This window comes from Humibacillus sp. DSM 29435, from assembly GCF_001758225.1.
In the GTDB taxonomy this organism is placed as follows: domain Bacteria; phylum Actinomycetota; class Actinomycetes; order Actinomycetales; family Dermatophilaceae; genus DSM-29435.
In genome coordinates, this window is record NZ_MAST01000018.1 from 25,660 (window position 1) to 48,957 (window position 23,298).

18 protein-coding genes, 3 tRNA genes, 2 pseudogenes and 1 riboswitch are annotated in these 23,298 nt (G+C 68.4%); of the genes and pseudogenes, 7 read left to right on the forward strand and 16 right to left on the reverse strand.

Annotated features, from left to right (window positions below; all coding sequences use genetic code 11):
- Positions 1 to 106: 106 nt before the first annotated feature.
- The 6 genes and pseudogenes from BA895_RS13140 to BA895_RS24935 all read right to left on the reverse strand — a co-directional run bounded on the left by BA895_RS13140 (position 107) and on the right by BA895_RS24935 (position 6,923).
- On the reverse strand, positions 107 to 1,630 hold the full coding sequence (locus tag BA895_RS13140; RefSeq protein ID WP_070192360.1) for an anaerobic C4-dicarboxylate transporter family protein: 1,524 nt from the start codon (positions 1,628 to 1,630) through the stop codon (positions 107 to 109).
- A gap of 224 nt (positions 1,631 to 1,854) precedes the next feature.
- Positions 1,855 to 2,604 carry a succinate dehydrogenase/fumarate reductase iron-sulfur subunit gene (locus BA895_RS13145; protein ID WP_070192361.1) on the reverse strand — a complete coding sequence of 250 codons (750 nt, stop codon included), beginning with the start codon at positions 2,602 to 2,604 and terminating at the stop codon, positions 1,855 to 1,857.
- Positions 2,601 to 4,583: a fumarate reductase/succinate dehydrogenase flavoprotein subunit gene (locus tag BA895_RS13150; RefSeq protein ID WP_083283319.1), complete on the reverse strand. Its 1,983-nt coding sequence runs from the start codon at positions 4,581 to 4,583 to the stop codon at positions 2,601 to 2,603. The genes BA895_RS13145 and BA895_RS13150 overlap by 4 nt, the downstream gene beginning before the upstream one ends.
- A complete protein-coding gene (locus BA895_RS13155) occupies positions 4,580 to 5,380 on the reverse strand; it encodes a succinate dehydrogenase cytochrome b subunit (RefSeq protein ID WP_254666458.1) in 801 nt (266 codons plus the stop codon). Before BA895_RS13155 ends, BA895_RS13150 begins: the two co-directional genes overlap by 4 nt.
- Positions 5,381 to 5,694: 314 nt before the next feature.
- Entirely contained in the window at positions 5,695 to 6,444 is a 750-nt protein-coding gene (locus tag BA895_RS24930) for a GMC oxidoreductase (protein WP_083283321.1), read from the reverse strand.
- Between the two features lie 119 nt (positions 6,445 to 6,563).
- Positions 6,564 to 6,923, reverse strand: a pseudogene (locus BA895_RS24935) (GMC family oxidoreductase N-terminal domain-containing protein).
- 10 nt (positions 6,924 to 6,933) lie between these two features.
- Between BA895_RS24935 and BA895_RS24940 the strand changes: the two are divergent.
- Positions 6,934 to 7,237 (forward strand): annotated as a pseudogene (locus BA895_RS24940) (IS3 family transposase); the annotation flags it as partial.
- Between the two features lie 68 nt (positions 7,238 to 7,305).
- Here the strand turns inward: BA895_RS24940 and BA895_RS13170 are convergent.
- On the reverse strand, positions 7,306 to 8,805 hold the full coding sequence (locus BA895_RS13170) for a hypothetical protein (RefSeq protein WP_070192364.1): 1,500 nt from the start codon (positions 8,803 to 8,805) through the stop codon (positions 7,306 to 7,308).
- A gap of 101 nt (positions 8,806 to 8,906) precedes the next feature.
- Between BA895_RS13170 and BA895_RS13175 the strand changes: the two genes are divergently transcribed.
- Positions 8,907 to 9,971: a LysR family transcriptional regulator gene (locus tag BA895_RS13175; RefSeq protein WP_083283322.1), complete on the forward strand. Its 1,065-nt coding sequence runs from the start codon at positions 8,907 to 8,909 to the stop codon at positions 9,969 to 9,971.
- Between the two features lie 977 nt (positions 9,972 to 10,948).
- Here the strand turns inward: BA895_RS13175 and BA895_RS13185 are convergent.
- Positions 10,949 to 11,021, reverse strand: a tRNA-Arg gene (locus BA895_RS13185).
- A gap of 410 nt (positions 11,022 to 11,431) precedes the next feature.
- On the opposite strand from BA895_RS13185, the gene BA895_RS13190 reads away from it, so the two are divergent.
- Complete coding sequence (locus BA895_RS13190) at positions 11,432 to 13,267, forward strand: phosphoenolpyruvate carboxykinase (GTP) (protein WP_217493901.1); 1,836 nt, start codon at positions 11,432 to 11,434, stop codon at positions 13,265 to 13,267.
- 76 nt (positions 13,268 to 13,343) lie between these two features.
- Here BA895_RS13190 and BA895_RS13195 read toward each other — a convergent pair.
- Positions 13,344 to 13,430: transfer RNA gene (locus BA895_RS13195), tRNA-Ser, on the reverse strand.
- Positions 13,431 to 13,680: 250 nt separating this feature from the next.
- Here BA895_RS13195 and BA895_RS13200 point away from each other — a divergent pair.
- Together BA895_RS13200 and BA895_RS13205 are read left to right on the forward strand one after the other, a co-directional pair.
- Positions 13,681 to 15,213, forward strand: coding sequence for an LCP family protein (locus BA895_RS13200; RefSeq protein WP_070192367.1), 1,533 nt, complete (start codon positions 13,681 to 13,683; stop codon positions 15,211 to 15,213).
- A gap of 93 nt (positions 15,214 to 15,306) precedes the next feature.
- The gene (locus BA895_RS13205) at positions 15,307 to 16,863 is read left to right on the forward strand and encodes an LCP family protein (RefSeq protein ID WP_070192368.1); all 1,557 of its coding nucleotides are present in this window, start codon (positions 15,307 to 15,309) and stop codon (positions 16,861 to 16,863) included.
- Positions 16,864 to 16,976: 113 nt separating this feature from the next.
- Here the strand turns inward: BA895_RS13205 and BA895_RS13210 are convergent, their stop codons facing one another.
- The 3 genes from BA895_RS13210 to BA895_RS13220 form a co-directional block, all read right to left on the reverse strand.
- On the reverse strand, positions 16,977 to 17,180 hold the full coding sequence (locus BA895_RS13210; protein WP_070192369.1) for a cold-shock protein: 204 nt from the start codon (positions 17,178 to 17,180) through the stop codon (positions 16,977 to 16,979).
- Between the two features lie 235 nt (positions 17,181 to 17,415).
- Entirely contained in the window at positions 17,416 to 18,345 is a 930-nt protein-coding gene (folP, locus tag BA895_RS13215) for a dihydropteroate synthase (RefSeq protein ID WP_070192393.1), read from the reverse strand.
- 476 nt (positions 18,346 to 18,821) lie between these two features.
- Positions 18,822 to 19,400 (reverse strand): histidine phosphatase family protein, encoded by a 579-nt coding sequence (locus tag BA895_RS13220; RefSeq protein ID WP_070192394.1) that lies wholly within the window; start codon positions 19,398 to 19,400, stop codon positions 18,822 to 18,824.
- A gap of 21 nt (positions 19,401 to 19,421) precedes the next feature.
- Positions 19,422 to 19,553: riboswitch (cobalamin riboswitch) on the forward strand.
- Positions 19,554 to 19,584: 31 nt separating this feature from the next.
- Between BA895_RS13220 and BA895_RS13225 the strand changes: the two genes are divergently transcribed.
- Positions 19,585 to 19,803 carry a CbtB-domain containing protein gene (locus tag BA895_RS13225; protein ID WP_070192370.1) on the forward strand — a complete coding sequence of 73 codons (219 nt, stop codon included), beginning with the start codon at positions 19,585 to 19,587 and terminating at the stop codon, positions 19,801 to 19,803.
- A 10-nt stretch (positions 19,804 to 19,813) separates the two neighbouring features.
- Positions 19,814 to 20,677, forward strand: a complete 864-nt coding sequence (locus BA895_RS13230) for a CbtA family protein (RefSeq protein ID WP_070192371.1) — start codon at positions 19,814 to 19,816, stop codon at positions 20,675 to 20,677.
- Between the two features lie 49 nt (positions 20,678 to 20,726).
- Here BA895_RS13230 and BA895_RS13235 read toward each other — a convergent pair.
- The 4 genes from BA895_RS13235 to cysK form a co-directional block, all read right to left on the reverse strand.
- A tRNA-Ser gene (locus tag BA895_RS13235) sits at positions 20,727 to 20,817 on the reverse strand.
- Between the two features lie 40 nt (positions 20,818 to 20,857).
- Complete coding sequence (locus BA895_RS13240; protein WP_139142647.1) at positions 20,858 to 21,412, reverse strand: hypothetical protein; 555 nt, start codon at positions 21,410 to 21,412, stop codon at positions 20,858 to 20,860.
- A gap of 118 nt (positions 21,413 to 21,530) precedes the next feature.
- A complete protein-coding gene (epsC, locus tag BA895_RS13245; RefSeq protein WP_083283324.1) occupies positions 21,531 to 22,268 on the reverse strand; it encodes a serine O-acetyltransferase EpsC in 738 nt (245 codons plus the stop codon).
- A gap of 16 nt (positions 22,269 to 22,284) precedes the next feature.
- Positions 22,285 to 23,214, reverse strand: a complete 930-nt coding sequence (cysK, locus tag BA895_RS13250) for a cysteine synthase A (protein ID WP_070192373.1) — start codon at positions 23,212 to 23,214, stop codon at positions 22,285 to 22,287.
- Between the last annotated feature and the right edge of the window lie 84 nt (positions 23,215 to 23,298).

Here is a 23,298-nt window from a genome sequence, read left to right on the forward strand (position 1 = left end):
CCTTCGAGCGGTGGTCTTGCTGGTCTGTGCAAAGTCCCGGCAGCGTGCCGGTTGGGTCATGGGGTGGGCGACCCGACCGGGTGGTCCGGCCGGTCAGCTCGGACGCTCAGAAGAACCGGGCGATGAGCAGCCCCACGCCCACCGAGCCGATGGTGGCCACGAGCCCCGGGAGCATGAAGGAGTGGTTGAGCACGAACCGTCCGATGCGGGTCGTGCCGCTGCGGTCGAAGCTGATGGCCGCGATGAGGGTTCCGTAGGTCGGCAGGAAGAAGTAGCCGTTGACCGCCGGCCACATCGCGACGAGCTGGGGGCCGCCGAGGCCGAGAGCGAGCCCCAGCGGCAGTAGCGCCCGGGTGGTGGCGGCCTGGCTGAAAAGCAGCACCGAGGCGAGGAAGAGGCCGATCGCGAAGGTCCACGGCGCCGCGGTGACCATGCTCGTCAGCCCCCCGACGACGGTCTTCTCGTTGGCGTCGATGAGCGTCTGACCGAGCCAGGCCAGCCCGAAGATTCCCACGAGAGCGACGAAGCCGGAGCGCGCCGTGGCTGCTCGTGGGACGGCCTCGATGTCGACCCGGCAGGTGAGCATGATGATGGCCGCGATGGCGAGCATGGTGATCTGGATGGTCAGAGCCATCGACAGCGGAGTGGCCACGCCATCGTCGTTCGGGAACGCGGGACGCAACCCCTCGAACGCGCCGAGCACGACGATCGACCCGACGCCCACCAGGAAGATGAGGGCGCTGAGCCGGCCCGCCCCCGGTCGCTCGTTCTTCGTCGGGGGGTTGTCGGCGGCGTCCCGGGCCGGCATGAGTGCCGTCGCGGTGGACACCGTCGGCGCGGCGGCTCCCGAGGAGGAAGTGGTGGAACCAGCCGAACCCGCCTTCAGCACAGTCGTACTCGACGATCCGGACGACACCCCAACGGTATCTGCGCCGCTGTCGCTGACGTCACCCGACCGCCCGGTCTTGACTGCTCCCTTGACGGGTATCGGGGGCACCAGCCCATCGCGGACCCGCTGCTGGAACACCGGATCGTCAGCGAGCTCGGCCCCGCGTCGGTACGACAGCAGGGCAGCGATCACGACACCGGCCAGGGTGGCAGGAACCGCGATCGCCATGATCTTGAGCAGCGTCATGCCCTCGGGTTCGAGGATGACGATGATCGCCGCCATCGCCGCCGAGACCGGGCTGGCGGTGATCGCCTGTTGTGACGCGATGGTCGCGACGGCGATCGGGCGTTCGGGCCGGATGCCGTTGTCGTGGGCGACATCGTGGATGACGGGTAGCAGCGGGTAGAAGATGTGGCCGGTGCCGGCGCCGAACGTGAACAGGTAGGCCACCAGCGGAGCCACGATCGTGATGTGCTGCGGGAACCGGCGGATCACCCGCTCTGCGACGCTCACCAGCCAGGCGATACCGCCGGCGGCCTCCATCGCGGCGGCGGCGCTGATCACCGCAAGGATGATGAGCATGACGTCGATGGGCGGCGCCGAGGGCTTCTCGCGGAACACCACGGTGAGGATGAGAACACCCACCCCTCCCCAGAGGCCGAGGGCGATGCCACCCTTGCGCGCGCCGAGGGCGATGACGCCCAGCACGACGATGAGCTCGATGGTGAACTTCCAGTCCATGCGCTGACTCCTGTGATCGCCGACCACACTGATGCCGGCCGTGCGAGCGCACGAACAGACCGATGGTGACCCTCACGGTAGGGCTCTGCCCGCCGGCCCCACAGGGCCAAACGTCCCGTCCGTCGATCCCGCCGACGGGACCGGGGTCGTGCCTCCCGATCGGCGCCGGCCCGAGTCACGAGCTCGTTAGTCGTTGTGCAGCAGAGGATTTCGGTCGGGCGGGGCTAGTCGTCCTTCTGCCGGAAGAAGCTGCGCAGCCCTTCCTTGTTGACGGCCGCGATGGCGGTCAGGGGGATGTGCGCCGGGCACACCCGGGCGCATTCTCCGTAGAGCGAGCACGGGCCGAAGTCCTGCTCCATCTCGGAGAGCATCGCCCGGGCGCGCTTCCCTCGTTCCTGCCTTCCGGTGGGAAGCAGTGACAGATGGGTGAGTTTGGAGCCGACGAACAGGTGGGCAGCACCGTTGGGGCAGGCGGCCACGCAGGCACCGCAGCCGATGCAGGCGGCCATGTCCAGTGCTCGCTCGGCGCTCTCGTGCGGTACCAGCAGCGAGTTGGCGTCGGGTGCGGTGCCGGCGTCGATGGCGACGTGCCCACCAGCCGCAATGATGCGGTCCATCGCAGAACGGTCGACGACGAGGTCGCGGATGACCGGAAAGGCAGCCGATCGCAGCGGTTCCAGCCGAATTCGTTGCCCGTCGGCGTAGCCGGCCAGGCGCTGGTGGCATGAGGGGGTGTTGCGCTGGGGCCCGTGGGGGTTGCCGTCGACGGTGACTCCGCAGGCTCCGCAGATGCCTTCTCGACAGTCTGACTCGAACGCCACCGGCTCCAGCCCGTTCTCGACGAGCTGGTCGTTGAGTCGGTCGAGCAGCTCGAGGATGGACATCTCTGGGGTCGCGTCGTCGACGGTGTGGGTCTCGTATCGTCCCGGACCCTGCGGGGTGTCCTGGCGCCAGACCTCGATGACCAGCCTCATGTGTAGTTCCGTGTCTGTAGGCGCACCGATTCGAACGTCAGCCGCTCGTGGTGGCGCACGAAGTGCCCGTCGTCGACCTGCCACGCGGAGGCGAACGCCCAGTGCTCATCGTCACGGGCCGCTTCGCCATCGACCTGGTGCTCGTCACGAAAGTGCGCGCCGCACGACTCCTCGCGGTCAAGCGCATCGACGCACATCAGCTCTGCGAGCTCGAGGTAGTCGGCCACCCTCCCGGCCCGCTCCAGCTCCTGGTTGAGACGCTCGGCGCTGCCCACGATGCGCAGGTCGCTCCAGAACTGCTCTCGAAGCTGCCGAACGGCGGCGATGGTCGCGGTCAGCGACGGCTCGGTACGCGTGACCCCGCACCCCTCGTAGAGCAGGTCGCCGAGGATGCGGTGAAAGTGGCTGGGGCCGTGGGTGCCACCGATGGTCAACAGGCTGTCAACGCGCGCCCGGGTGCGGGTGAGCGCCTCCTGAACCGGTGCCGAGTCGGGCGCGAGCGGGGCGGTTCCGAGCAGCGGCGCCAGGTAGTTCGGCACCGAGTAGGGCAGGGTGAACCAGCCGTCCACGCACGCCGACAGCAAAGAGTTGGCCCCGAGTCGGTTGGCACCGTGGTAGCCCCAGCCGCACTCGCCGCCCACGAAGAGGCCTGGCAGCGAGGTCATCTGGTCGTAGTCGCTCCACAGCCCGCCCATGGTGAAGTGCGCACCAGGGGCGATGCGCATCGGCACGGCATACGGGTCCTCCCCGGTCGCGTGCTTGTACATGTCGAAGAGATTGCCGTACCGCTCGGAGATGGTGGCCTTGCCGAGCCGAGCGATGGCGTCACGGAAGTCGAGGTACACACCGTTCTGCAATGAGCCGACGCCGTGACCCGAGCGGATCTGGGCCACCGCGTTGCGGGAGGCGACGTCGCGGGGCGTGAGGTTGCCGAAGGCGGGGTACTTGCGTTCCAGGTAGTAGTCGCGCTCCTCCTCGGGGATGCTGCCTGCGGCCCGCTCGTCGCCCGCCTTCGCCGGCACCCAGATGCGACCGTCGTTGCGCAGGGACTCGCTCATGAGGATGGTCTTGGACTGCCACTTGGAGCCCACCGGCAGTGCGGTCGGGTGGAACTGGATGAACGAGGGAGACGCGATGAGCGCGCCGCGCTGCACGGCCCGCCATGCGGCCGAAGCGTTGGAGTTCTTGGCCAGCGTCGAGAAGTAGTAGATGTTGCCGTAGCCGCCGGTGCTCAGGACCACGGCATGAGCGGTGTGGGCCGTGATTTTTCCAGAGACGAGGTTGCGCATGACGACGCCGGCCACGCGGCCATCGTCCATCACCAGGTCGAGCATCTCGTGCCGGGTCCGTAAGGTGACCGTGCCGGCATCCACCTGGCGCAGCAACGCCTGCGAGCCCGCGACCTGCAGCTGCTGCCCGGTCTGCCCACGCGCGTAGTAGGTGCGCGAGACCTGCACCCCGCCGAACGACCGGGTGGCCAACGTTCCCCCGTACTCACGGGCGAAGGGTGCCCCGATGGCGTTGAGGTGGTCGATGACCCGCTGCGACTCCTCGCCAAGGCGGAACGCGTCGGCCTCTCGCCCACGGAAGTCGCCGCCCTTGACCGTGTCTCTGACGAACCGCTCGAGAGAGTCGTTGTCGACCGTGTTGTCGCCGGCCGCGTTGATGCCGCCCTGCGCAGCGACAGAGTGCGCCCGTCGCGGGGAGTCGTGGTAGGTGAAGCACTCGACCTCGTAGCCCAGCTCCCCCAACGCGGCAGCGGCGCCGGCGCCGGCCAGCCCGGTGCCGACCACGATGACCTTGAGGCGGCGCCGGTTCGCAGGGTTGACGAGTCGGTAGTCCAGCCGGCGTCGTTGCCAGGCGGCCGACAAGGGCCCCTCGGGCGCGCCTCCGTCGATCACGCCACCGGCTCGCGCCCCCGGAACGGTGCACGGCGGCGGCATCCAGCCCGAGGCGGCAGCAGCGGCAGCGGTCGTCATGACAGCAGTCCGGTCAGCACGCTGATGGGGATGATGATGTTGCCCAGCATCACTGCGAGGGCAAGCACCCCCGCGACGGCGTACCCCACCGCGCGCAGGCGTCGACCGGTGGCGCCCAGGTCACTGACGGCGGCCCATAGCCCGTGCGCGAGGTGCAGGAACAGGGCGATCATGGCGAGCAGGTAGAACGCCGCGGCGACCGGGCGCTGGAAGCTGGCGATGAGGTTCTCGTAGGCGTAGGCCTGGTCGAGCGTCGCGGCCCGGAACGAGGTGGATGCCGCACCGCCGGTACCGGTGGTCAGGTCGAGCACGTGAAAGACGACGAAGCCGAGGAGCACCACGCCGGTGACCAGCATCGTGCGGGCCGTGAAGTTTCGCAGCCCCAACCCCTGATGCCGGTGGGTTCCTCGCGAAGCCCGGCCGCGTGACCAGAGCACCCCGGCCGCACCCACGTGCGCGACCAGGCAGACGAGCAGCACGACGCGCACGACCCACAGCAGGCCCTCGTAGGGCAGGAACGGCTGCAGCACCGTGCGCAGCCAATGTGCGTATTCGTTGAAGTGATCGGCGCCCGTGAACACCTTGAGGTTGCCGATCATGTGAACCAGCACGTACAGCGCGAAGACGACTCCCGAGAGGGCCATCACGACTTTGAGCACCCAGCTGGGCACTCTCGGCGCTCGGCGTACCCGGGCATCACGCACCCTGCCCAGTTCCAGAGCAGCATCGTCGGCACCGGGCAGCGCGGAGCCCATGGCCCGAGAGGGGTGGCCTGCGGCCGTCTGCGATGACGCCATGCTCGCCTCCTGTAACGGCGAACTGTACACGCGCCTCTCGCCGACCGCCGGCGGCGTCACTCTCACGCCGCGGAAGTCCCGTGGTCAACGCCGCTCACACCCGAGCTCCCTCAAGGCCTCTCGACGCTGCCTGCATCCTGCGGGCCGGCGCCGAGCACGAAGACGAAGACGGTTGACGTGTTCACCTCCGTTTCATTGAGGTGAACACGTCAACCAGACCCTGGCGTGTTCGATCGGTCCATCCATGCTCTCCAGCACAGCCCGCCACTCGATGAGGGCCTGCTGACCGCAGCCAGGGCAGATGGTGGTGTCGTTCACAAGTTTCTGTCGTCGGTGAGTGACCACCCTCGGTTGCCCTCGAGCGGTCCCTGCCGGGAGGACACCCCCGGTGGTTGCGCCCGGCGGAGGATGTCTGCCGCTCGCTCCGCGATCATGATCGTCGGGGCCTGGGTGTTACCTCGAGTGATGGTGGGCATCAGCGATGCGTCTACGACATGAAGGTCCTGAATCCCGTGCACCTGCAACGTCGCCGGCACGACCACCGACATCGAGTCGGTGCCCATGCGGCAGGTTCCGACCGGGTGCCACTGGGTGACGACGCTGTCTTGGATCCACCTGTCCAGGTCGGCGTCGCTGGAGCCCGCGGCCGGGTGCAGCGGTGGCCCGGTGACAAAAGCCAGGGCCGGCGCCTCGAAGAGACGCCGCACACGCTTGAGCGCGATACGCAGGCGGAGCCGGTCGGCGGGGTTACTGAGGTAACGGGGGTCGACGACCGGGGTGCGCCGGGATCGGCTGAGCTCAGCTGCACGTGGCCCCGGCTGGACGGGGTGACCAGGGAGATCACGCAGGTGATGGCGGCCACCTCGAGCGGCACCAGGGCCGCGCTGAGGCCGAGCAACAACGGGGACAGCTGGAAGTCCGGCGCTTCCAGGTGCTCGTCGGTCCGCAGGAGTGCGGCCGCTTGGCCGAGGGGAGGCAAGCGGTCCGCGAAGAAGGAGCTGGTAGCTGCGAAGGTCGTCCGGCCCAGATCGGTGAGCAGGTGGCTGCCATCGGTGACCGGCCAGACCGCAGGTAGCAGTGGGCGGCCGTGCAGGTTCTGCCCCACTCCGGGCAGGTCTGCGACGACGTCGGTTCCATGGGCATAAAGGTGAGCGGCCGGCCCGACGCCCGACAGCATCAGCAACTACGGAGTGCGTAGCGCTCCCGCAGAGAGCACCACGGACGTCCGAGCGCTCACCTCGTGTTCGGTGTCATCGCCAGATGTGGTGCGGAAGCGGACGCCTACGGCACGACCTGACTCGATGGCGACCGATGTGACCTGCACCCCCTAGGCGATCGTGAGGTTCGAGCGCGTCGCTGCGGGCTTCAGGTACGCCGCGACAACGCTGTGCCGAGCGCCGTAGCGGATATTGCTCTGGGCCAGGCCGATTCCCTCGCGGTCGGCCCCTTTGAAGTCATCGATCAGGGGCAGTCCCTGCTCCACTCCGGCCGCGATGAACGACATCGACAGCGGGTGCACGTCGCGGGGACGGGTCACCGTCATGGAGCCGTCTGCGCCGGTCTTCCCGGAACGGTTCGGCTCGCTCCAGCACGCCCGGGCCTTCCTGGAGGAGTTCGTGGCGGCGTACAACCACGAATTTCACCACAGCGGCATCGGGCTGCACACCGCCGCCGATGTCCACTACGGCCACGCCGGCGCCCAGACCGCCGCCCGCAGCCAGGCCCTGGCCCACGCGCGAGCCGCTCACCCCGAACGGTTCACCAACCACCACGACCCCAAGATTCTCGCCCTACCCGAAGGCCTGGATCAACCCACCCGCAGCCCCGCCCGAACCCACCGACATCGTCGCCGCGTAACACCCACTGGCCTCAACCACCTTGATAAATTCCGCTGCCGCGACTACCGCCGCGCTGGACGGCGACACTCAGATCGACGTGACCAGGACCTTGTTGGGGCTGATCTGGTGTACGAACGTTGCTGTCCCGCGGCCGACGTAGAACACGTATGTCCACGACGGCAGTCCTCCTCGCTGAGTCAGCCTCTCGGGCGGGGTGACCGTGCTGCTGCCGTCAGCGATCAGCATGTCGCTGGGATCCTTCAACGGGTCCACGAGCGTGAACTGCTGGTGTCCCACCTCCACGGCTCCGGGCCCGTTGGTGTCGTCGTGGTCGGACGGCCCGTGGATGCGTGGCCACATGCCGACCCGCTTCGCTTGAGCCACCTGCTTGTTGAGCCAGACCAGGCTGACGTGCCCGTCGCCGTCGTCGGTGTTGGGATCCGGCCGCTTCGGGTCGTCTGCAGGCTTCGGAGCCTCGGGAGGGGGGACCGGGGTGCCTCCGGCCGGATGAACGAGCTTGTCGACGTACGGGTCGATGAAGTTAACGATGACTCCCCCGATGTAGACGCCGGCCAGGAAGCTTCCGGCCACCATCTCCGTCTTCTCGACCAGTTGCTTCGGGGCGCCCAGCTTCTCAGCCCAGCCACCGACATCCTTGATCTTGTCGGCGGCCTTGGTGGCGAAGTCCTTGGCTCCGTCGCCCACCGGGTGTCCAGCCATGTCCGTGGGGTCGACGACATCCTCGCGGTGGTACGGCTCCTCTCCCCAGGTGCCGTCCGCCATCCTCTTAGCCTCCGAGAGGGGGTCAGCGGCACCGGCCTTCAGGCCGCCGATACCGTGTTCGTTGGCGTAGTCCTCGAGGGAGGTCTTGTGGAACGGGGCGTCGATTCCGGACCATTCCTCCCACCCCGGGCCGAACCACTCGCCGAGCTTTCCCACCGTGCCCGTTCCGACTGAGGCGCCCGCGATGGCGTCGCTGATCTCCTGCTTCTTGTCGTCGAGCAGGCCCTTCAGCCGCGCATCGCGCTTGCGGGTGTAGGTGTGGGCAGCCAGCTTCCGGCGCCAGTCGTCGTCGAACGTGAGCACCTGCCCGGCGTCGTAGGTGGCGGCTGCACCGCTGCGCTCCATCACCAACGTGGGCCACTGCGCCGTGTACGCGCTGGTCGCGCTCAGATCGGCGGCCGTCTGGGCCAGCGCGCAGGCGACGTGCTCGGGCACCTGACCCCACAGCAGGTTAGCCAGAGAAGCGGTGAGGCCCTCCAGCCCCTGCCCGCCATGACGCTCCCCGTGGGAGACGACCATGGCAGCCAGTGCCGTGCAGGACCAGACGTCGGCCTGCCGTGCCTGACCGATCGCCATGCCCTGGACCGCCGCGAGTCCCAACACCGCGTCGACGCCGGCGAGGTCGTCGGCGATCGACGAGGTGACTCGTGCGGAGGGATCCAGCGCCTTGCGCGCCAGTTCCTGCATCAGCATGAGGCAGCTCGACCACGGGATGGCAACCGCCACTCCCGTGGTCATGTAGATGGGTCCGAGCGCAGTCGTGGAGACGAGCTCGTCGGACGTGGCGTTCAAGGGAGCAGGCATCTGTCTTTCCGATACGGGTCAGAGGGGAGTGCTGGCGAGCTGAGACGCCCGGGCAGCAGCAGCCGCCGGCAGCAGCCGCCGGCGCACCACTAGGAAGTGGCGTGCGAATCGGTAACATCGTGCTACCGCTGGCATGGCTGCCGCAGCGGGTGATGACGGGCCCGCATGGGGTCTTGCGGTCAGGGCTGCCGGTTTCCCGGGTGCCCGCCGGTGAGCGAGAAGCCTCGAAGGAGCAGCCCGCGCAGCTGGAGCCTGAAGTGGAACAACTAGACCTGAATGCTGTAGCCACCTTCGTGGTCCTGCTCGAGGAACGTCACTACGGTCGAACCGCCGCGCGGATGCACCTGACTCAGTCCGCAGTCACCCGCCGACTGCACCGACTGGAACGCCAACTCGGCGCGGAGCTGATCGTCCGTGGAGGCAGTGGCGTCAGCGGGCCCACCTCAGCCGGGTTGCGGTTCGCGACCGAGGCCAGGGCGCTGCTGCAGCAGGCAAGCATCGCTCGGCAGGCTGCCGGTCACGCCCCCGCGGGCCACACTGTGCGGCTGGGGGTGCCCGGCGCCATCGGCGACTACCCCACCACCGCCCAGTTGCGCGGCGTCGCCGACGCCCTGCGCGGCGAGTTCCCGGGTGCACGACTCCATGTGATCGCCGTACCCCTACGCGAGCTCGACAACTGCCTCTACGACCAGCAGGTCGACGTGCTTTGGACCGCGGCGCTGCAGCACCGGAACGACAGCCTGTCCTACACGAACCTGACAACGGTGCGTCGGGTTGGCCTGGTCGGCGGCCGACACGAACTCGCCGACACCGCAACGATCGACGGACCGGCTTTCGCCGAGTACCCCATGTTCTGTGACGTCAGCGCACCAGCGGCCTGGATGTCGCTCTGGCTGCTCCACGATATGAGGCCACCGGGCGAGACGCGGCTGGTGAAGGTCGATCGGTTCTCGACAGTGTCCGATCTGTACGCCCAAGTCGGCCTGGGTCGCACGGTGACCGTAGTGCACGCGCCGATCGTGGACCGGCTGGCGCCGTCCCTGCACGTACTCCAGCTGACCGGGGTCTTGGATATTCAGTACGTCGCTGTCCGAAGAAGAACTGACCACCGAGAGGTCGTAACAAGTCTCGTCCGTGCCCTGCGCGTTCTCGCCTCCGCCATCTGAATGGGCGCCCCCTTGCGGGACCCGGTGGCCCCGGCCGAACCGGGTGGGATCCGGCGCCTGGGGCGCCCCACATGTCTCCTGCCTCGGGTGGGGCCTCCACGAGAGCAGCACCCCCGGACGCGGGGTCCCCTGCGTGTCAGGGTGAGTTGAGTTCTGGGCGCAGCGCACTCAGCTTCACCGGTGCCCAGTGCAGGAACGATGTGAACGTGCATCTGGCTGCGGTACGTCGACAGCGTCTTCCACCGGACCGTGGACGGCAGGACGTTCTGAAGCCAATGCTCCAGCCACTGACCAAGGGTGGGGTCAGACTCGGTCCAGGTGTACTGACCGGTGTCGCGCGATCGCTCCAGAGCACGGACTGCGCGGTCGAGCTCACTCTTCGTGCCCCGGCTGATGTGCTTGCGGTCCGGGCGTCCATCGAGTCGCGCTCCCATGGTGACGCGTGCGTGCCCCCGACCGTCGGCCCCCCGGCACCTGGACGAGGAGGTCTCCTCGGCTGGGATCCGCCGCCGACCCCTCACTGAGCTCCCTCAACGAGGTGAGGTGCGATTGAGCTCGAGTCGCTCGACCCGGACGGAGCGGCCGATGCGCACCACGTGCAGGTGATGACCGGCGATCTCACGTTCGATGCAGCGCCTGGTGCACCGCAGGTGCGATGCGACTTCTCCCGGGGTCAGCAGGAGCGGGAGCTGGGTGTCTCGTCGGCCCGGTGGGCGGTCGCTGTGTTCATGACGACGTAGGACGTACGGGGCCGTCTGGCGGTCACCGGAGAGCACGGCGAATGCCGTGTTTGGGGCTCGATGCGACTGGTGCACACCACCAGTGTCAGCACCCGTCCGAGGCCACCGAACTCCAATTGTTGGGCCCATTTTTGGGCCCACCGACCGGCCACAGTACCGCCATCGACCCCGGGCAAGAGTAAGGCCCTGACCGCGTCTCCGCAGGTCAGGGCCCCAGTCTTCTGTCTCAACACAGAGTGCACCCGGAGAGATTCGAACTCCCAACCTTCTGATCCGTAGTCAGATGCTCTATCCGTTGAGCTACGGGTGCGAAAGCGCCACCGCGGATCACGCGGCGGCACGAAGAACGACTTTAGCGCCTCGACCCGGCATCCACTAAATCGGGCGGGTCCGCCAGGGTGGGCAGGCCACGGCCCATCAAGGCCACGTCGCCCGGTCGGCGATCACGACCGATGGAAGCCAACGCAATTCCTGCAAGAAAAAGGCAGCAATCGGTCTCGCGTCTTGCAGCGCCGGGGGCTTGTGAGCCGTCTCACCACGTGGACGACCGGATCCGGTCCGACGTCGAGACGCCGGGGGCTACCTTGAGGCATCACGTCATTTGTTCACCATGTGGACACCGATCTCCCTCGGGTCGAGGCGACGTCGGATGCCCACAGGGTGCGCGACCACCAGCACGGCGAGCTGCTGCGGGCACCTCGCGAAGAGATGGGGCAGATCATGACCACGACCGAGTCGAAACCGAGTACGCACACCACCGACCCCCGTCTTGCGGCCTGGGTGGGCGAGATGGCCGATCTCACCGAGCCCCGCGACATCCGCTGGATCACCGGCACGGAGCAGGAGTGGGTCGAGCTCACCGACCAGCTCGTCGCCGCCGGCACGTTCGTGCGCCTCAATGAGAGCAAGAAGCCGAACTCGTTCTACTGCGCGAGCGACCCCAGCGACGTGGCCCGGGTCGAGGACTGCACCTTTATCTGCAGCAGCCTCGAGAAGGACGCCGGCCCCACCAACAACTGGATGGCACCCGAGCTGATGAAGGCGCGGTTGACCGAGCTCTACCGCGGGTCGATGCGCGGGCGCACGATGTACGTCATCCCGTTCGTCATGGGCCACCTCGACGCCAAGGTCCCCATGTTCGGCGTCGAGATCACCGACTCGGCCTACGTCGCCGTCTCGATGCTCGTCATGGCCCGCTGCGGCAACACGGTGCTGCACCGGCTCGAGCAGTCGCACTCGGACTTCGTGCCCGGCCTGCACTCGGTCGGCGCCCCCCTCGATCCGGGTCAGGCCGACGTCACGTGGCCGTGCTCCGACACCAAGTACATCGTCCACTTCCCCGAGGAGCGCACGATCTGGAGCTACGGCTCCGGCTACGGCGGCAACGCCCTGCTCGGCAAGAAGTGCTACGCGCTGCGCATCGCGAGCGCCATCGCCCGCGACGAAGGCTGGATGGCCGAGCACATGCTCATCCTCAAGCTGACCAACCCCGCGGGCAAGACCCACTACATCGCCGCCGCCTTCCCCTCCGCGTGCGGCAAGACCAACCTCGCCATGATCACCCCGACCATCCCCGGCTGGAAGGCCGAGATGGTCGGCGACGACATCGCCTGGATGCGCTTCGGCGACGACGGCCGCCTCTACGCCGTCAACCCCGAGTTCGGCCTGTTCGGCGTGGCGCCGGGTACCAGCGAGGTGACCAACCCCAACGCCATGGCCACCATCGAGCTGGGCAACTCCGTGTTCACCAACGTCGGCCTCACCGACGACGGCGACGTGTGGTGGGAGGGCATGACCGGCGAGACGCCGGCCCACCTGACCGACTGGCACGGCCACGACTGGACCCCCGAAGACGGCGCCAAGGGAACGAAGGCCGCGCACCCGAACAGCCGCTTCTGCACCCCGGTGAAGCAGTGCCCCATCACGGCAGAGGAGTACGACCTTCCCGACGGTGTGCCGATCAGCGCCATCCTCTTCGGCGGGCGACGCAAGACGACGGTGCCGCTCGTCTACGAGAGCCACGACTGGGGCCACGGCACCTTCATCGGGGCCACGCTCTCGTCGGAGACCACCGCAGCGGCGACCGGGGCCGTCGGCGTCGTGCGCCGTGACCCGATGGCGATGCTGCCGTTCATCGGCTACAACGCCGGCGACTACCTGGGTCACTGGCTCGACATCGGCGAGGCCCACGACCCCGCGAAGCTCCCGCGCATCTACGGCGTCAACTGGTTCCGCCGCGACGAGAGCGACGGCAGCTTCCTGTGGCCCGGCTTCGGTGACAACAGCCGCGTGCTCAAGTGGGTCGTCGAACGTCTCGAGGGCGAGGCGGATGCCGTGTCGACCCCGATCGGGCTCGTCCCGACACCCGGTGCCATCGACGTCGAGGGCCTCGACCTTCTCGAAGGTCAGATCGAGAAGGCCGTCGCCGTCAACCCCGACGACTGGCGCCGGGAGCTGCCGCTGATCGAGGAGTGGTTCGCCATCTTCGGCGACCACCTGCCGCCCCGGATGCGCACCGAGCTCGACGCTCTGAAGGCGCGGCTCGACGCGAGCTGACCGGCCCGGCAACGCCGAAAGGGCAGCTGGTGTCGTTCCAGACGACACCCGCTGCCCTTTCGACTGCCACTTTCGGCGGAGGCGGCGAGATTTGAACTCGCGAGGGGTGTTATCCCCAACCCGCTTAGCAGGCGGGCGCACTAGGCCACTATGCGACGCCTCCATGCTTGTCGAACTGCCCGTCGAACGGCACACCAGGTGCAGCACGGCCGGGCGCACACAGGCTACCGGGCCCGGTGACGCCAACCAAACCAGGCCCTCGCGCGTTGTATCCCTGAACACCCGTCTCACACCCCTGCCCCGACCCGCCCCGTGCGTCTTCCCACGCCTCCCGCCGCCGCGATGGGGCCATCGGAGGGCCGGGGGTGCAGAATTGTCGAGGTTGCCGTGCGCGGCCGAGCCGAGAGGACCGTATGACCGAGCCCCACGTGAGCCGCGATGAGCTTCGCCGCCAGACGACGGCAAACTTTCGGCGCTCCATCGGTCTGACCGCTCTCGGCACCGTGGTGCCCGGTGCCGGGCTGACCCAGACCCGCAACCGGCGGCTGGGCTGGGCGCTGTTCGCGCTCGCCGCGCTCGCGGCCGTCGGGTTGGCGTTCGTGGTGATGACCAAGGGCGTCACGGCCACCGCCCTCTCGGTGGTCAGCCGCCCCGGCACCCTCCAGTGGCTCGTCATCGGCTTCCTCGTGGCCGGTCTCGTGTGGTCGGCCTCCATCGTGCTCACCGCCGTGCAGACCCGCCCGGGCCGTCTCGACCGGGTCCGAACCCGCTGGCTGGCCGCGTTCACCACGGTCATGGTGCTGCTCGTCGCCTCCTCCTCTCTCAAGGCCGCGGAGTATGCCGCGATCACCAAGCAGACGGTGAGCGATGTCTTCGGCGAGACTCCCGACCAGCCCGGCGAGGGGGCCAAGGTGGCGCAGGGCGACAACCCTTGGGCCGACACCCCCCGCGTCAACATCCTGCTCATCGGCTCGGATGCCGGGTCCGACCGGGTCGGCATCCGTACCGACTCGATGATCGTCGCCAGCATCGACACGGCATCCGGGCGCACGTCGCTGATCCAGCTGCCCCGCAACCTGCTCAACGCGCCCCTGGCCGAGAACAGCCCGCTGCGCGTCCGCTACCCGTCCGGCCACTTCGGTCAGCCCGACAGCACCTGCGACCAGAACGGGGGCGGCGCGACCGGTCAGTGCATGCTGACCAACCTCTACGTCGAGGCGCAGACGTTCGCCAAGGACCACCCCGGCGCCTACCCGGCGGGGGCGACCCCCGGCCGGGTCGAGATCCGTGGCGCGGTCGCGCAGATCACCGGTCTCAAGATCGACCAGATGGTTGTCATCGACCTCAAGGGCTTCCAACAGCTCATCGACGCCATGGGTGGCCTCGACATCAACGTCAAGCTGAGCGGCGTCGGAACCAAGCTCACCATCGGCGGGCAGCACGACGCCAGCGGCCGCCTGTTCGGCGTGACCGGCTACTTCGAGCCGGGGCGCCAGCACCTCGACGGTTTCCACTCGCTCTGGTACGCCCGCACCCGGGCCGCCGACGACGACAACTTCCGCCAAGACCGCCAGCGCTGTGTCGTGCAGGCCATCGTGCAGCAGGTCAACCCGGCCGAGATGGTCTCGAAGTACCCCGAGGTCGCCGCCATCGCCAAGGACAACATCTACACCGACATCCCGGCCTCGAGCCTGCCGGCCTTCGTCGACCTCGTCGAACGGGTCCAGAAGGCGAAGATCACCAGTGTCGCCCTGACGCAGGCCCAGGGTGTCAAGTCCGGCGACCCCGACTACGCCCTCATCCGCAAGCTCGTCAAGAAGGCGATCGCGCCCCCCGCCACGAGCACTCCCCGCGCCAGCGGTACCCAGCCGCCGAAGCCGACCAGGTCGGCAACGGCCACCTCCACCCCAGGCGTCGTGGAGTCCACCCCGTACTCGGAGTGCTGACGGGTTTCGTCTGCACCGCCGGCACCCACGACCGGCTCGGCCAGTGCACAATAAGGGTCGCCCGGCCCTCCGTCGGCGGGCTGGAGGGAAGTCATGTCAGAGCCGCAGAACGCGCCGGTGGCGTCGGGCGAGTCGGGCGACGCTGACCCGACGTCCGGCGCAGAGAGCCGTCGAGGTCTCGGGCGTGCCCTCGGACTGACCCTGCTCGGCACCCTTCTTCCGGGGGCTGGGCTCACCCAGACGCGACGCCGCCGGCTCGGGTGGGCGCTGCTCGCGCTCGCAGTGGCCCTGGGGGCCTTCGTCGCGTGGCGCGTCGCCAGCCGTGGCGCGACACGAGCGGCTCTGTCACTCGCCACCGACCCCGGCTCCCTGCGCGCGGTCGCCGTCGTGGCCGTGGTCGGAGGTGCCCTGTGGTGCGGCTCGATCATCCTCACCGCCGTGCTGACCCGGCCGACCGGCCCCGATCGTGGCCCGAAGGTCGTGCTCTCCCTGGTGGCCACCGTGCTGGTGCTCGCTGTCGGCGTCGTGTCCTTCACGGCGGCCCAGTACGCGACCATCACTCGCGACACCGTGAACGAGGTGTTCCTGCCGACGGTGCCGACCCCCGGCGTCACCCAGCCCGGCCCGGTCGTGGCCCAGGGTGACGATCCATGGGCCGACACCCCTCGGGTGAACATCCTGCTGCTCGGGTCGGATGCCGGCGTCGGGCGTACCGGCACCCGTACCGACTCGATGATCGTGGCGAGCATCGACACCAAGAGTGGTCGAACGGCCCTCATCTCGCTGCCTCGCAACCTCGAGCGGGCGCCGCTGCCGAAGAAGAGCCCCCTGCGCGAGGTCTACCCCAGCGGGATCTACGGCCGCCCGACCTGCTTCAGCGGCCCCAACGAGTGTCTGCTCAACGCCATCTGGACCGAGGCCGACCAGTTTCGTGCCAACCATCCGGAGTCCTATCCCGGCGTGGCATCGCCCGGTCGCGACGAGATCCGAGATGTCATCAGCGAGGTGACCGGCCTCAAGATCGACAACACCGTCGTCATCGACCTCAAGGGCTTCCAGCAGCTCGTCGACGCGATGGGTGGCGTCGAGGTGAACGTCAAGCTGAGTGGCTACGGCGCCAAGCTGCCGATCGGCGGTCACATCAACGAGAGCACCGGAGTGCTCGAGGGCGTGACCGGCTACTTCGAAACCGGGCGGCAGCGCCTCGACGGGTTCCACGCACTCTGGTATGCCCGCACTCGTGCCGGCGACGACGACTTCTTCCGTCAAGACCGGCAGCGGTGCGTCGTCAAGGCGCTCGTCGAGCAGGTCAACCCGACGACGATGCTGGCGCGGTACCCCCAGCTCGCCCGGATCGCCAAGGACAACATCTTCACCGACGTGCCGGCGGCCCACCTGTCGGCGTTCGTCGAGCTGGTCGAGCGCATCAAGGACGCTGAGATCACCAGCGTCGGGCTCTCGCCCAAGACGGGGGTGTCGAGCGCCAACCCCGACTACGACCTGATCCGCGACCTGGTGCGCCAGGGGATCAACCCGCCCAAGGCAAAGCCGTCGTCGTCATCGTCGACACCGACGCCGACGAAGAAGGCCACCTCGCCCACCCGATCTCCCACCCCGTCGCCGACCGCCACGCCCTACGCCGACTGCTGAGGCCTGAACCGAGAACGCGGCCGGAACGCGAGCCTGACCGAAACGAGACCCCCGACCGTAGGCCGGGGGTCTCGTCACAAACGACTATGGGCGTCGCTCGTTGCGTGCTCTTGTCAGAGCGGACTAACTGCGTCAGCCTGGGGGCCCTTCGGACCCTGGGTGACCTCGAACTCGACGCGCTGCGCCTCTTCCAGCGAACGGTAGCCGTTCGACTGGATCGCCGAGTAGTGGACGAAGACGTCGGGGCCGCCGCCGTCCTGGGCGATGAAGCCGAAGCCCTTTTCAGCGTTGAACCACTTGACGGTGCCCTGTGCCATACCGGTAACTCTTTCCTTCTTTAGCGTGTGGGAAGACGCACCTCGCGTATCCCAAGCTGTCGCCGCGACTCCCCATGTCGGGCAGACCCGCCAGTGACGAAGAAAGCCCGTCACTGTGGATGACGGGCACCTACTCGACGACGAGAAACTGCAACTGCAACCGCGACGAACGTAGCAGAATACCGGCGGGTCGTCCCGTTCGTGTACAGGCCATTTCCGGCCCGAGACGAGAGCATCACGACCCGTCCCCCGGCGGGTGCACCCGGGCGCCACGGTCAGCCCGCACCGGGGCCCGGTCGCCACGGAGCGTGGCCACCATGTCGAGGACTCTTCTGGTGGCCCGCACGTCGTGCGAGCGGAACACGGCGGCGCCCAGCCAGGCAGCGACGGCAGTCGCTGCGAGTGAGCCCTCGAGACGCTCCTCCGGGGGCAGGCCGAGAGTCTCGCCCACGAAGTCCTTGCGCGACATCGCTTGCAGCACAGGAAATCCCAGGGAGGCGACGTCGGCCGTGTGCCGAAGCACCTCGAGCGAGTGCACGGTCGTCTTGCCGAAGTCGAGCGTCGGGTCGATGAGAATCCGCTCCCGCGGGATGCCGCACCGCGCCGCGGTTGCGGCCCCCCGGCTGAGGGTGCGCAACACATCGACCACGACGTCGAGCGGGTTCTCCCCGTAGGTCATGTCGACCGGGTCGGTTCTCGGCGGCAGACCACCGGTGTGGGAGACGACATACCCGGCCCCGATCTGCGCCGCGACCTCGACGAGCTCGGGGTCGTGGCCGGCCCAGGTGTCGTTGACGAGGTCGACTCCCGCGGCCGCGGCGGCCCGGGCCACGTCGGACCGCCAGGTGTCGAGGCTGAGAACGATGTCGGGGTGTGCTGCGCGCGCGTACTCGAGGAAGGGAACGACTCGGGCGATCTCCTCCCCAGAGTCGACGCTCCCCCCCTCCTGTCCGGCCCGCACCCCACCGACGTCGATGATGTCGGCGCCGTCGGCGATCGCCCTCTCGAGGGCAGCCTTGGCCGAGTCCAGGTCGGAGTGGCGGTTGCCGCTGAAGAACGAGTCGGGAGTGCGGTTGACGATGGCCATGACGGCCGGGCGGGCCGCGTCGAAGCACCGCCCTCGCAGGACGAGCGCGGGAGGATGCGGTAGGTCGAGGGGGGCCAGCGAACGCACGATCTGCTCGGTTCGAGGCTCGCCGGGGGGAGTTCGTGGGTGGCTGGTCACCCCTCCATTCTCACGCCATCGGGTCGATCCCGCCGAGATGCGGTTGGCCGTTGAAAATGCTATGATTACTTCGAAGTCGAAATTCAAGGGAAACCGGTTTCCGGTGGCACCTCAAATCGACTCCCGGTACCGACCGTCCCGCAACGACGATCAACCACGGTGACCCGAAGTGGTCGCCAGCAGGAAAGGCAGCAACACCGTCATGTCGCAAATCGTCACGTTCTTCGCGGCCATGAACCGTCCGTCCAAGCAGCAGCCCGTCGGACAGTACAGGGCCCACACCACGAACGAGGAGATGATGGGCCTCCTCTGAGGTCACGACTCACCTCGGCCGCGTCAAAGGCGACGAGGGTTGACAGACAAGGGATTCCGGTAACGGGGTCCCTTTTCTCATACCCCGTTGGCAACACCCGGCTTCACGACCGGTCGGCACGTTCCAGTCCCGACAGCCGCCACCGACCCCCATGACGTGCGAGGCGAACACTCCCCGACGGCGCGACGTCGACGTGGAGGATCGAGGCCGGCCGTGCGGCCAGTGCGTGCACCACGGCGGCCCTGGCCACGAGCGGCGTCACGACCAGGGTCGCGCCCGCCTCAGGCCAGATCGCCGACCGCGACGCGTCCGACGCAACCGGTCCGTCGAGCACCCGTCCGACGCGTTCCACCAGACCCGCCAACGACTCGCCGCCGTGAGGGGTCGCGAACGGGTCGATCAACCACTGCTCGAGCCCCCTGGGGTCATCGGCTGCCACCTGCGCCACAGAGCAGCCCCGCCACCGGCCGGCATCCGGCCCAGCCAGCTCGTCGATCACGCCGGCCACCCGAACGCCGAGGCGGTCGGCCGTCTGGCGGCACCCCGGCTCGGGCGCCGACCACCACGTCACCGGCATCCGGTGAAGCGCGTCGGAGCTGAGGGGGAGCCCCTCGAGGAGGTCACTCTCATCACCGAAGACCAGCTCGCGAGTTCGCTCCGTCTCGCCGTGGGCCAGAAGCATCAGTCGCACCGCGCACCATCCTTTTGTGTCTGCTACGTTGACGACGTTCGCGAGTGACCTGGAAGTCGGTGAGAGTCCGACACGGTCGCGCCACTGTAAGGGAACGGTTCGCCGCTCTCGAGTCAGATACAGCTCACCCGCCAACTCCGCATCGAATGGGTCGCACGAACCCTCAGGAGGAAACATGGCACACGTCTCTGCCCAACCCACCATCGCACCGGTGATCGTTCCGGTCGTCTCACTGCGCTCGGCCTTGCCCTGGCTGCTTTTCGCCCTGCTCCTCGCCGTCATCGTGGCCTACTTCGTAGGGGCCGAACAGGGCGCAACCTCCGTGTTCGCCGGCACTGCGGTTCACGAGTGGGTGCACGATGCGCGCCACCTGCTCGGGTTCCCCTGTCACTGAGGGCGACTCGATGATCACCATCCGTGACTTCCTGGTGCGCGGCCTGCTGGCTGGTCTCGTCGGAGGGGTGCTCGCCTTCGGCGTCGCCTACTTCGTCGGGGAGCCGTCGGTCGACGCATCCATCTCCATCGAAGAGGCCGGCTCTGCCGCCGAGACCCCCGTGACCAACCCCGCGACCGCAGCGACCGAGACCCACACCCACGGTGACGAGGCCACCGCCGAGCACTCGCACGGCGAGGGTGAGGCCGTCACAGCGCACAGCCATGGCGGCGAGACGGAGGTGCCGCGCTCGTTGCAGTCGACGGTCGGGCTGCTCACCGGAACCGCCCTGCTCGGAGTGGCGCTCGGCGGCCTCGTGGGCGTCGGGGCCGGCGTCTCAGTCGGACGACTGGGCCGGCTCGGGGTGAGAGGCACGGCCATCGCGACGGCCGCGACCGGTTTTCTGGTGCTCTACGCCGTGCCGTTCCTGGCCTACCCACCCAACCCACCCGCCGTCGGACACGGCGACACCATCGGTTACCGCACCATGCTGTACTTCACCATGGTCGGTCTCTCGGTCGCCTTCGCCGCCATCGGGCTGATCGCCTGGAAGCGTCTCGAACCACGGGTCGGAGGCTGGCACGCCGGCGTGATCGCCGTGGCCGGCTACGTCGTCGTGGCAGTGGTGACGATCGCGTTGATGCCCGGCTACAACGAGGTGCCCGACGACTTCCCGGCACAGGTGCTCTTCCAGTTTCGGCAGGGGAGCCTACTCACCCAGCTTGCCCTGTGGACGGGCATCGGAGTGACGCTCGCCGAGCTGAGCCACCGGTTGGTGACCTCTCGGAGGTCGGTGGCTCCCGTTGAGCCGGAAGCCACCCCGGTACCCGCCTGACCCAGATCGCGAAACAGCCCGAACCCGTTGGGGTTCGGGCTGTTTCGCGTGGCGGAGGGCGTGGGATTCGAACCCACGATGGGCTATGAACCCATAGCGGTTTTCAAGACCGCCGCACTCGGCCACTATGCGAGCCCTCCCGTGCGTGAGCAGTCTACTGGGGCCAGTCGCACGACCCGACTAGAGGTTCGCGGGCGCGCATGACGACTGGGTGCGGGCTGAGGCGCACAGTCGCACCGACACCGGCAGAACCAGTGCGCCTGGGTGACCGTCGACGAGGTAGGAGACCCGCAACCCTTTGCCGCTGCCGTCGACCGCGCCGTCCAAGGAGACCGTGTAGGCGAGGAAGGTGACGCGGTCGGCGGCTCCGCACGCCACCGTGACCGGCACGTGTTCGAAGTCGGCGTCGTGGAGCGACCCGCGCGTGACGTCAACCGTGAGGCCGCCGGCGACAATGGGGAACTGCCGAACCCCGAAGCCGAGAATCGACAGGTGAGACGAGGTGACGAACTCGACGTCGGTGACCGTGGCTGAGGTGCCGCCGCCGGTCAGGCACAGGTTGCTCTCGGCCAGGTTGCGGGTCTGAGTGGGCGTCGCGACGTTCATGCCGATGCCGTACTCCCCCGAGCCACCGTGATCGATGCCGTCGCCTGTCGCGAGCGACGGCCCTCCGCGCCCGACAGCGAGAGCGAACAGCACCGCCAGAAGGGCCAGGGCCACGAGAACTCTTCGCACGATGCTCCGCTCGACTCACGGTTGCCGCCCATGACGAACCGTTGAGGTCATCACACCACAGGCCGCCACCCCGGATGTCGTGCAGGCGACCGCGATCGGGTCATCCGAGGGTGGTGGGTCAGATGAAGATCGCGGGGTCGAGCCACTGGTTTTCGGCGTCGCGCTTCGGAAAGCGCACGACGGCAGGAATGCCGGTCGCCACGGCACCGCCGGGCACGTCCTTGACGACGACCGAGTTGGCGCCGACCTGCACATCGTCGCCGATGAGCACCGGGCCGAGGATGCGCGCCCCCGCGCCGATGGTCACGCGGTTCCCGACGGTCGGATGCCGCTTGACCGGGTGCATCGACCGGCCGCCCAGCGTGACGCCGTGGTACATCATGACGTCGTCGCCGACCTCGGCCGTCTCGCCGATGACCACGCCCATGCCGTGGTCGATGAAGAACCTTCGCCCGAGCCGGGCGCCCGGGTGAATCTCGACACCGGTGGCGAAGCGGACTCCTTGGGCCAGCACCCGCGCCGGCAGGCGACCACCGGGTCGCGACCACAGGGCGTGCGTGCCGCGGTGGGCCCAGATGGCAAGCAGCCCGGGCGAGGTCAGCGCCACCTCGACCCGCGAGCTCGCCGCGGGGTCGCGCTCGATCGCGGCGTCGAGGTCTTCGAGGGCGCGTGAGGCAACCGTGCGAACGAGACCGAGCACAGCGGCGTGGGGCCGGCGTGGGGCGGAGGCCGTGACTGCCTCGTCACCGTCGGGGGGCGGAACGGCATCCGCACCACGAACGAGCGCCAACGGCGTCAGACTCGTGCAGGCCCCAGAAGTGGTGGCCGGCGGTTCGGCCGAGGCGGCGTTGCTCATGGTCGGCTCCGGTGGGTCAGTCGACGAGCCCGTCGAAGAGCACCGTGGAGAGGTAGCGCTCACCGAACGAGGGGATGATGACCACGATCGTCTTGCCCGCGTTCTCGGGGCGCTGGGCCACCTGCACGGCGGCCGCGATCGCAGCCCCAGAGCTCAGTCCGACGAGCAGGCCCTCCTCCGTAGCGGCCCGCCGAGCCCACTTCACCGAGGTGTCGATGTCGACGTCGATCACCTCGTCGTAGACCTCACGGTCGAGGATCTCGGGCACGAAGTTCGCGCCGAGCCCCTGGATCTTGTGGGGGCCGGGGGCGCCGCCGTTGAGGATGGCGCTCTCGGCCGGCTCGACGGCGATGATCTGCACGCTCGGCTTGCGCGACTTGAGCACCTGGCCGACGCCGGTGATGGTGCCGCCGGTGCCGATGCCGGCCACGACGATGTCGACCTCGCCGTCGGTGTCCTTCCAGATCTCCTCCGCGGTGGTCCTGCGGTGGATCTCGGGGTTTGCCTCGTTGGCGAACTGACGCGCCAGCACCCCACCGCGCTCAGCGGCGATCTCCTCGGCCTTCGACACGGCGCCCTTCATGCCGGTCTTCGGGTCGGTGAGGATGAGCTCGGCGCCGAAGGCCCGCAGCAGAGCGCGCCGCTCCTTGCTCATCGACTCGGGCATGGTCAGCACAACGTCATAGCCACGGGCTGCCCCGACCATCGCGAGCGCGATGCCGGTGTTGCCCGACGTGGCCTCGATGATCGTTCCGCCGGGCTTGAGCTGGCCGCTGGCCTCTGCCGCGTCGATGATCGCGACGCCGATGCGGTCTTTGACCGAGTTGGCCGGGTTGTAGAACTCGAGCTTCGCCGCGACCGTCGCCGACGCACCGTCGGTGACCCGGTTGAGACGAACGAGCGGCGTGTTGCCGACCAGCTTCGTGACGTCGTCGTAAATCGGCATGTGCACTGCCCCCTTGGGCGTTGTCGGTACAAAGTGGCTGTCGTACAAGTGGCTGTCGTACAAGTGGCTGTCGTACAAGTGGCT